Annotated in this window: 2 protein-coding genes; one reads left to right on the top strand and one right to left on the bottom strand. The window is 45.4% G+C overall.

Annotated elements, in window-relative coordinates:
- The first annotated feature begins 202 nt into the window (after window positions 1–202).
- On the top strand, window positions 203–850 hold the full coding sequence (locus tag NW835_RS02345; protein ID WP_414370426.1) for a pirin family protein: 648 nt from the start codon (window positions 203–205) through the stop codon (window positions 848–850).
- 330 nt (window positions 851–1,180) lie between these two features.
- On the opposite strand, the gene NW835_RS02340 is transcribed toward NW835_RS02345, so the two are convergent.
- Entirely contained in the window at window positions 1,181–2,614 is a 1,434-nt protein-coding gene (locus NW835_RS02340; protein WP_414414424.1) for a glycosyltransferase, read from the bottom strand.
- Window positions 2,615–3,510 lie beyond the last annotated feature (896 nt).

Genomic DNA, 3,510 nt, shown 5'->3' with positions numbered 1-3,510 from the left:
CACCCCAACCCACATGTCAATACCCCACACCAAAATCCCCCCCGACGGCTCCCCTGTGGAGAAAAGAGCGATTAAAACTGTTTGCGTGTAGACATTCTTAGGCTTCGACTATTAGCATGGTCTCAAAGGCTGGGCTTTGGAGAGGATGCACTGCTGACTTTGCGTAAGGGGGGAAGAGAGGGGGCACGTCCGGCTCAGTTGGCTGGATACCTATCACTCCTTTTCCTTGGGGGAGTACTATGACCCTCACTACGCGGGCTTTCGCACCTTGCGAGTAATTAACGATGACCGGATTAGACCCTCCGCCGGCTTCTCGACCCATCGACATCGAGACATGGAAATCACTACGTATGTTTTGGAAGGGATCCTCGAGCACAGGGATAGCCTGGGCACGAGATCAGGGATTCGTCCTGGCGAAATTCAGCGAATGACGGCAGGCACAGGGATCCAGCACAGCGAGTACAACCCCTCATCGGAGGCGGAGGTGCATCTGCTGCAAATCTGGATTTTGCCGGAGCAGGAGGGCTTGGAGCCCAGTTATGAACAAAAAGCGACGGGTTTGGCAGAGCATCCCAATGAGTTTTGTTTGATTGCCTCTCGGGATGGGCGCCAGGGATCCGTGGTTGTGCATCAGGACGTGAATCTCTATGCGGCGTTGATTGAGCCAGGACACGCCATCAGCCAACGCTTGGATGAGAAGCGCTACGCATGGCTGCAGGTAGCTCGGGGCAATGCGACTCTGAACGGGCTGCCCTTGCAAGAAGGAGATGGCGTAGCTATTGCTCAGGAAGGGGGGATTCATCTTTTTAGCAAAGATGGTGCTGAAGTATTGCTGTTTGATTTGGCTTGAGATTGCCTTTTCGTCCTATCTTGACTACCTTCATCGCTAGAATTTTCCAAAGATTCCGTCTGCAATGTTGCAATCATCTTAATCATCTTAATGTGGTTGTTACGAGGTAAAGTTGTTCAGAAAAATGATTCAAGTCATGCCCATCTACTCTTAAACACAATGAGTTGCGGCACAAAGTCGAGAAAATCTCATAAAACTGCTTTAAATTAGCCAGGACGCATTCTATGGCGGCACTCTGGCAAATCAAGATTTCACGGTTTATTTACTTTGACTTGAGCACGCAAATTGTCCATATTGTTCGGTCATCATTACTTCCAGACGGATTAGCTGCTAAGTTGACCTTGGCTTTATCATATTAGAAAACACTATCTCGTTTTTATTTCCTAAAATAAAAACAAACTTAGAGATGAAGGCAGATCCATAGCTTGTCAGTTGGTCATTTCTCTTGATAATCAAAACATCCCATTTCTCTTTAAAGCAGCAATCACTATCCATCACCTGTATACGAGCTAAGATTCTTTCGTCGTTTGGCAGATCGGAGATAGCGAAGCCAGACTCGACGTAAAGTTGTAACCTTGGCAAGTCTAGCAAATCTGCCACAATTACCGGAGGACAGCTTTGGCTGACAAGAACTTTTAGCTGCTCTTGAAACTGATGTAGATCCTGAACTTGCTCATAGATGGCCAGCCTCGTATCTATAAGATCGCTGTGAGAAGTGCTCATAAAAAAGCGAATCTCAGATCTCCCCTTGTAAAAATCTGGCAATTCCCCCTTAAATACCCAGTCCATTAGGTTAGCTACTCTGTACTTAGGATGCCATTCTGAAAAAAACTTTTCGTGGGCTCGCTTAGCCATCTCTATAGCCAGCTCGTGGTTCTCCAGGTAAAACTTGATCTTCTCTATCAGCTCTGAGAGAGAGCTGTAAACATCACAATACAGGCCAGGAACCAAATACTCATCAAAACCAGAAGCAAATGAAAGGCGATCTGTGAGCAAAAAACCTCCTGCAGAAATAATCTCAAAATTCCTAAAGTTAATGTCGCCATTTAAGCTACAATTTAAGGAGATTAAAGAGTGAGCAAAAAGATGGGCTGCTTCCTCTCTAGACCCTTGTTTGACAACCAAGGGTAATTCAAGCTGCTTTAGAGCACCGACTAGGAAACAGCGTCTTGGATGAATCGGGCTCAGATGACCTAGGAAAGCAACCTTTTTCTCTTTATTTTCTATCCATTCATGAGCAATGGTACGCATAGATATGAGAGGTAGCCATGCTACATTCTTGAAACCTGTTGCAGCAAACCAGTGCAAGTGATGGCGATTATGAGGGGTCACCACATAATCAAAATCTTCTTGTCTGCAATAGCTTAAAAAATTTGAGAGATAATGCTCCGTAAGCTGAATACTACTTCCAAGTAGTCTCCCGTGATGGGTATCTCCAGCCAACAAAACAGTTGGACAGCCGAATTTCTTAGTGCCTAAAACTCTCGAGCTAAAGACGGATGACCAGACAATAACCAAATCAAAATCTTTATCTTTAATACGATTTGATTCCTGCGCAAACTCGTAAATATCATAGTCTCCTAAGGGGGACTCAACTAAGTCTTCGGAGGTAGTAATATAGCTAAAGCCAAGGCCTTTTGCAATTTCTTCTGGGCACAAAGTTACTTGTCGGCTAGAGAAAATGGGAGGTGGGATATAATCCGGCGGTATTGGCCAACTGAGGAGAACGCGAGGCTCTAAAGTTTCAGCTTTTAGGTCGCCCATAACTTATCCTCCGCTTATGGCTCTCGTAGTTGTAGGCAGTAATCCAGTCACAGCACCGCCGTACTATAACACACGTAGGCAGGGACTGGCTAAGTGCTTGGAGCAGTGCTGCCAGTAGGGGTAGGACTCGGTGTTTGAATGCCCGCTGGACACTGCCAAGCTGAAAGACAAGCTAGAACGGTTGTGGCTGCCTCTGCTGAACCTCAAAAAAGACAGCCTACGGGTGTACTCTTTGGATGCTACCGTCAAACAATGAATAAAGGTCTTCGGAGGGTCTCTCCCCTACGAGCCGCTGGACTACCTGATTTTCTGGGGTTCCCTGGCTGGCCGAAAATGTAAAGCTTTGTGCGCAATCCCTTGGAGTGAGCCATCACCAGCCTAGCCTTGCCGGATCTAGATTTTAGGAGAAAATCGGGGGTCTTTTCCCGAATTGACAAGAAGATTCAAAATAGTACCTCTAGCAAGAAAAATGCCCTTGTTTGCACTTATAGCAAGGAGATGGGAACAATACGAATTAGCAATTTTAGGTCTTAACTGTGATCGAAAGTCAACCTCTGCTTTGCTAACTAACTATGCTTATGAATCTGGCCGCAAAGCGGGATAAAGTCTTATATAAAATGGTGTGATCTGTAATCCAGTTGTTTGTCAAGTTATTTCCTTGCCGGAGCAGAGAGGAGATGAAAAACTGATAGTAGTTTGATCATCGGTAGTTTAGGAGTCTATATTTTCGAATTGGTTGACTTAGTACTGCTACTGTCCTGGTCAACCAGCGAAGATCTGCGAAAGTCTCTCCTAGAGTAGATATTCTATCTTAACAACGATAATATATCCAAGTATCGAACCTTTGACTACAAAGATCTAGAAAACTTTTGTCACCACTTGGGTAGCTTACCCTA

The organism is Synechococcus sp. OH2 (genome assembly GCF_047462155.1).
GTDB lineage: Bacteria > Cyanobacteriota > Cyanobacteriia > Thermostichales > Thermostichaceae > Thermostichus.
Note: the sequence above shows the minus strand (reverse complement) of the source record. Positions and strands in the feature narration are given on the sequence as shown.